We start from the raw sequence: 6331 nt of genomic DNA on the forward strand, positions 1-6331 counted from the left end.
GGATGCGGTGACGTTAAGGAGGAGGAAGAGACACACATTATGAATTCGTTGATTCGATTTTCAATGAAGAATGTGGCTGCGGTGTTCATTATCGTAGCAATGCTGTTCGGGGGAGGTATCTATGCGTCGACGGGCTTGAAAATAGACAACATGCCAGACGTTTCCATCCCGTATGTATTGGTGACTGCACAATATGCAGCACCCCCTCAGGACGTAGTGGAACAGGTTACGAAACCGATTGAGAAGAAGATCTCCGGCATGGAAAGAATCAAGTCGATATCTTCCACATCCAGTGACCAAACAGCGTCCATTCTTATCAGGTTTGAAGAAGGGGTGGATACTGATCGGAAGAAGGCGGATATAGAAAGCTTGATCCAAGAAATAGCGTTCCCATCGGGTGTAGAACGACCGCGTGTATCCACATTTGGGGTAGCCTCCATCCCTTCCTACTATTTAGCGGTATATGGAAAAGAGGGGGTAACGCAATCTCAATTAGAGGAGCATTTCACCAAGACGATTAAGCCGGGATTTCAAGCATTACGAGGCTTGGATCATATGGACGTGATCGGTGATCGAAGTACACATCTGAGCATAGGACTCCTTCCAGATAGGCTTCGTTCCTATGGGTTAACGCCTGCTCAGGTATCAGAAGCCGTCCGCAACGCTTTGGCATCAGGTCCGGCAGGAACAGTGGAATTGGAGGGGAATACGCTGCTTGCCCGCATGAACAACGGATTAATTAGTGTCAAGCAACTAGAGGAAATTGCTGTGCAATCCCCTCAGGGGGATACGATCCGATTGACGGAGCTCGGGAAGATCACTGAGATCTCGGAATCCAAGTTCATCGCGAGGCTGGATGATCAGCCGGCTATCAGTATTTTTGCTATATAAGGCGAACGGAGCTAACGCGGTTGAATTCTCTACAGGTGCCGATCGTTTGATGAGCCAGTGGGAATCAGAACTTGCAGGTGTAACCTTCAAGAAGGTCTACAATTATGCTGACGAAGTGAAGCAATCCATTGGCGGGCTTGTCCGGGAGGGATTAGTTGGTGCACTGCTTGCCTCTCTCATGATTCTGGTTTTTCTGAGAAATATGCGAATGACCTTAATCGTGCTCATATCCATTCCACTCTCCGTGCTTATTGCCCTATTGCTGATGAAATGGATGGATATCTCCCTTAATATTATGACGCTCGGCGGCATGTTTATTGCGATAGGCCGTGTGGTCGACGACAGTATTGTCGTCATTGAGAATATATATGCCAAGCTGTATCGGGCTGAGGAACGGAATGAATCTGTTATCGCGCTGGCGACGAAGGAAGTAGCCAATGCAATTACGTCATCTACGTTAACAACAGTGGGCGTATTTGCACCGATCGGCATGATCAGTGGAGCAGCAGGGCAGCTGTTCCGTCCTTTCGCAATTACATTGGCCTGTGCTTTGATGGCATCACTGCTCGTGGCCCTGACTGTTATCCCGATGCTGGCGAAGCTTCTCGTACTGAAGCAGGCTAATGTGAAGGGACATGATGCTGGAGAGCACAAGCCATCCAGAATTACGACCGGCTATCGCAAGCTCTTAGAGTGGTCGCTCAATCATCGGATCAAGACATTGTTCATCTCAATTCTGTTGTTTATCGTCACAATGGTTGCGCTTGTCCCACAGCTTGCCTTTACCTTAATGCCAGAAGGGACACCGCCGCGTCAGTTCTTCTTCACCATTAAGCTTCCTTATGAGAATTCCTTGAAGGCGACAGATAATGTGATGAAGGAGATGGAAGCGGAGCTTCGCGCTGCTAAAGACGCACAGAATAAGCCGCTGTTCACGTTCATTGAGACGCTGGTCGGGTACGGAGGCGATCCGAATGCGATGCCATACATGGCCCAAATCTATACGGAAGTAAATGAAGAGGCTAATGTGGAGCAAGTAAGACGTGAATATAAAGCCAAGCTGGAAGCATATATTCCCGCTGGATCGGAGCTGGATACACGGACATTGACAGGGGACTCCAGTGCAGCGCCGGATTTTGTATATGTGTTGTCTGGTGAAGATGCAGTTCAGCTAAGAGAGGCAGCGGCAATTATCAAGCAAGAAATGATCAAATTCCTTGAGTTGTCGGAGATCAAAGATTCGTTAAGCGAAGCTTCCTCTGAAGTGGTGATCGATGTCGATCCGCGGAAAGCGAGACAATTCGGACTAACACCCGCTATCGTCCAGGGCACACTGCAGACGTGGCTGTTCCAAGATAAGATTGGCGAGTATCGGTACCAAGAAGGTCTGTTGTCCACGGTAGTAGAGACGGAGAAGGGGTTGAGTGGTGATCTGAGCGCGGTTGGGCAGATTCAACTGAGAACACCGACTCAGGAAACCATTTCAGTTGCGGATATCGCTACGATTAAACGAGTGAAGTCCCCAGCTTCCATTAAGCGAGACAATCAGAAACAGGTCATCAATGTTACGGCGAAATTAAATGGACAGAACAAAGGCGGCATTAGTGCACAAGTAGCAGCCTCCTTAGATCTGATCCAGCTGCCAGACGGGGTTGGCCGATCCGTGTCGGGCATAAGTGCAGATATTGGAGACAGCTTTGGACAGTTATTCATAGCAATGGCTGCGGCAGTGTTTGTCGTGTACTTGATTATGGTACTTACGTTCGGCAATGCGACTGCTCCATTTGCGATTATGTTTTCCCTGCCGTTTGCAGCTATAGGCGGTGTGCTTGGATTGATTGTTACGAATGAATCGATTAATATTACCTCCTTAATCGGTTTCATGATGTTGATCGGCATTGTAGTGACGAATGCCATTGTGTATATCGATAAGGCGCAGCAGCTGCGAGAAGCCGGACAGGATGTGAGGAGTGCGTTGATAGAAGCGGGTATATCCCGTTTGCGGCCTATCATCATGACGGCAGGAGCAACCATTATGGCGCTGCTTCCACTTGCATTTGGATTCGGCCACGGTACGCTTATATCCCGCGGATTGGCGGTTGTTGTAATTGGCGGCTTGACGGTATCCACATTATTAACGCTTGTGGTTGTTCCAATTATGTATGATATGATAGCTCGGCGTAAAAGAAACAAGAACCAGTTTCTTGATCAACAAGGGAATGGAGCAGCGCTGCTAACAGAAGGGAAGGGGACCTCATCATGAATCAATCCCATTTACGAGGCATGAAATTATTGCTTATGTTGATGCTTGCGGGAGCGGCTGTGGGAGTGGCCGGGTGCTCTGCGTCGGATCAAGTGAATGGTCCCGAAGCGACAAGCGAACAACAGTCGAAATCGACAGTTGCAGAGGTTAAAACGACCGTTGTGACGAAACAGATCATGGGGGTCGCACCTGAGATTGTCGCCGATATTGTGCCATCAGTGACGATAGACATCGTGGCGAAGGGCAGCGGAGAAATTGTGGAGGTGCGGAAGAAGCGGGGAGATCGTGTGAAGCGCGGAGAAGTGATCGCCCGGACGGATGTGTCTCGAGTTCTTTCTCAAAAGCAGCGAGCAGAGCAGGCGTTGCAGAATGCCAATAAACTGCTGGAAACTTCACATGAAACGAAACGTGTGAATAATTCGGAAACGCGAATGTCCATAACGAAGATGGAAGAGCAAATCGAAGAGCAAACAAAGGCGTTGAATAAGCTGAAAAACGGCTATGATGAAGGCACTGTAGAAAAAGCTTCTGTAGAACAGTCAGAGCTGCAACTTAAGAATACAAAGTTTGATTTGCAAGTGTTGAAAATGAAGCTGGATACAGCGGAAAGACTTGCAGAGGATGTAGGCGCCGAGGATCAAATCTCGGCAGCAGAGTTTCAACTGAAAGAGGCGCAATTTGCGATTGCAGAAGCTGAAATCAAGGCTCCTACCGATGGCGTCTTGACAGAATGGACTGTGCTTGCCGGAATGAATGTGGCTCCGGGCACGAAGCTCGGACGCGTTGCCAACGTCCACACCATTCGCGTACAGGGGAAAGTGACCGAAGATATGCTTTCTCTGCTTCATGGTAAGAAGAAGTTGCCTTTCTATGTGTCTGGCAAGACAGAAAAAAAGTATGAGGGCTCTATTACCTATTTGTCCGCAGTTATGGATATGGACACACGTACGTATGCTGTGGAGCTGTTAGTGGACAATGCCAAGCTTGAATTAAAGGCGGGGATGAAGGTTCAGGTTATTCTTGCTGGGGAGAATGAACGCAAGGTTCCTGTCGTACCAGCGACTGCTGTCGTACGTGAACAAGGCTCTTCATTTGTGTTCATCTACCAAAATGGAACGGCGATTAAGCGCTCTGTCACACTTGGCACATTGGAGGATGCGATATATCCGGTAATTGAAGGATTGCAGGATGGAGAATCCATTATTATCTCAGGCCAGCACCAACTGAAGGACAAACAACAGGTGCGGCTTGCGAAGTAGAGGAGTTGACAAGATTTGAAACAGAAAACAATTCAGGTCGTGGCTTTTGCTGCTCTGTGCGGAATAATCATGGGGACTCTTCCAACAGGAGCGCTTGCTGCTACAGATGGGAGCAAGTCAGCTAATACTGCTAATCAAACTACGCATACTTCCAGCACAGCAAAAGCGAAGCCAGTTCAGAAGCAAATACCGAAGGCTCAGGACTACTGGAAGAATAGGTTTGGATTACAGATTGATCTAACCAATGTGATTAATAGCGTAACGGACAAAGGGAAACAAGTTGCTGCCACCATGAAAGTCAAAAATAATTCTGGAAAAAAGCTCCGTCTTCCTGATTATGAATTATATGTACTGATGGATAACAAAAAGGAATATGCGATGATATCTAGCGAGAACAGTGCTCGCGTACTGTCCCAGGGCGAAGTCGTGGAGTGGAGGTTAATGAGTCCTGTCGTCGAAGATGACATGGCGGCTCCTGTACGATTTATTTGGAAGGAAGTGAATCGGGAGGTATATCCGAAAAAGGAAACAGTCGTTGCGGTGATGGATATCGTGCAGAATGCATGGGAGAACGATTATACACCGATTACCGATCCCGCCATGATTAAGGAATGGGGGCAATCCTTCCAACTGCAAGCATTGTCGGATTCATCAATGCTTACGTATACGCCTGTAAGCATCATGAAGAGTTCAGGCAAGCCTGCTCAAGTGGCCGAGCGATTCAAAGAAAAGCTGGAGACCGTTCATGTGGTCACTATCCGCGTCCTAAACAGGAACAATATCCGCGAGAACGTCCCGGATATCAAATTGACGGCATGGTCGAACAACGATCTGTATCAGTCTACAAAACTGGGCAAGGCTCCTGAATCGCTCATGCCGGGTGAGGGCGCAACGCTGCGATACGCTGTAGAGACAGGTGCGAATACGGTGCTGACAGGATTGAAACTATTAACATCGGAATCGTTTCTGCCTCCTGGAGCGGCCGATCCGACCAAGGCTGCAACCTATCAAGTAGGGCGATTATATATTAACATCCCGAATCGAGGAACGAGTCAGGTTGTACCGACCGATTATAGGCTGCGGGATAAGCTGAATTTCAGCGATAGTTCGGATTTATTTCCAGAGGGCTTGAATGTCTCAATGGAAGAAGAGACGCTGTTAGAGAACAAGGAGGCAGGGTTCAGAGCACTGCTCCTCCGTTTCAAATTCGAGAATAAGAGCAGTTCCTCAATCACGATGCCATCCTATCAATTTGAACTGGAAGATAAGGATGGATCTCGATTTGGAGGGGAACGACTTGGTGCCAAGACGGATAAGAAATCACTGCTTCCAAGCGCTGCTATAGTTGAATCTCACATGTTCGTGATCCCTGATGGCTCGAAGGAACCGGAGATGCTGCTGCATGTTGTCGACAACCGAGAAGAACAAACCTATCCTTTCATTGTGGATACGTTCCGTTTCAAGACGAGTTACGATAATACTGGAGACTTGCTGTTTGATATGTATCCATTCCAATTGAAGATCAGTGATTGGGAGGGCAAATGGCTGCGTGGCGGAGCAGAAATGGCCGAAACAACTTCGTATGCATTGAGACTTAAGCTTAACATTGATCGTGCGAAGCAGGTAATGGCTGATCCAAGCTTGTTGAAAATCAAGCTGGAGTTAACCGATCATAGCGGACGGATGCTTGGCTCCAAACTGTTCTCACTTGTTGAGGAACCGCTATTGAGAGAAGGGGAACAGAACATTATTTTTGAGAACATTGATATGATGGGCGTGAAGTATCCGGTCGCGGTCAGCTTCTATGAAATACTTGATACACCTTATGGACCGGTGAAACGGTTCTTGGGTAGAGTGATAAGAAGTTAATTTTGACCTGAAATAGAAGAGGGTTAGAGATCTATTATTCTCTAACCCT

General features: G+C 47.8%; 4 protein-coding genes. All 4 read left to right on the forward strand.

The annotated features are described in order from the left end of the window. On the forward strand, positions 1-891 hold an 891-nt coding region (locus AZ66_RS33445; protein ID WP_269433142.1), incomplete at its 5' end, for an efflux RND transporter permease subunit. Beyond that, entirely contained in the window at positions 857-3154 is a 2298-nt protein-coding gene (locus AZ66_RS25455; protein ID WP_269433143.1) for an efflux RND transporter permease subunit, read from the forward strand. The genes AZ66_RS33445 and AZ66_RS25455, both read left to right, overlap by 35 nt. Then, positions 3151-4413 carry an efflux RND transporter periplasmic adaptor subunit gene (locus tag AZ66_RS25460; protein WP_044357434.1) on the forward strand — a complete coding sequence of 421 codons (1263 nt, stop codon included), beginning with the start codon at positions 3151-3153 and terminating at the stop codon, positions 4411-4413. The genes AZ66_RS25455 and AZ66_RS25460 overlap by 4 nt, the downstream gene beginning before the upstream one ends. A gap of 15 nt (positions 4414-4428) precedes the next feature. Continuing rightward, complete coding sequence (locus AZ66_RS25465) at positions 4429-6282, forward strand: hypothetical protein (protein WP_044357435.1); 1854 nt, start codon at positions 4429-4431, stop codon at positions 6280-6282. Positions 6283-6331 lie beyond the last annotated feature (49 nt).

Source organism: Paenibacillus sp. E194 (assembly GCF_000935845.1).
GTDB classification, from domain to species: Bacteria; Bacillota; Bacilli; order Paenibacillales; family Paenibacillaceae; genus Paenibacillus_B; species Paenibacillus_B alvei_B.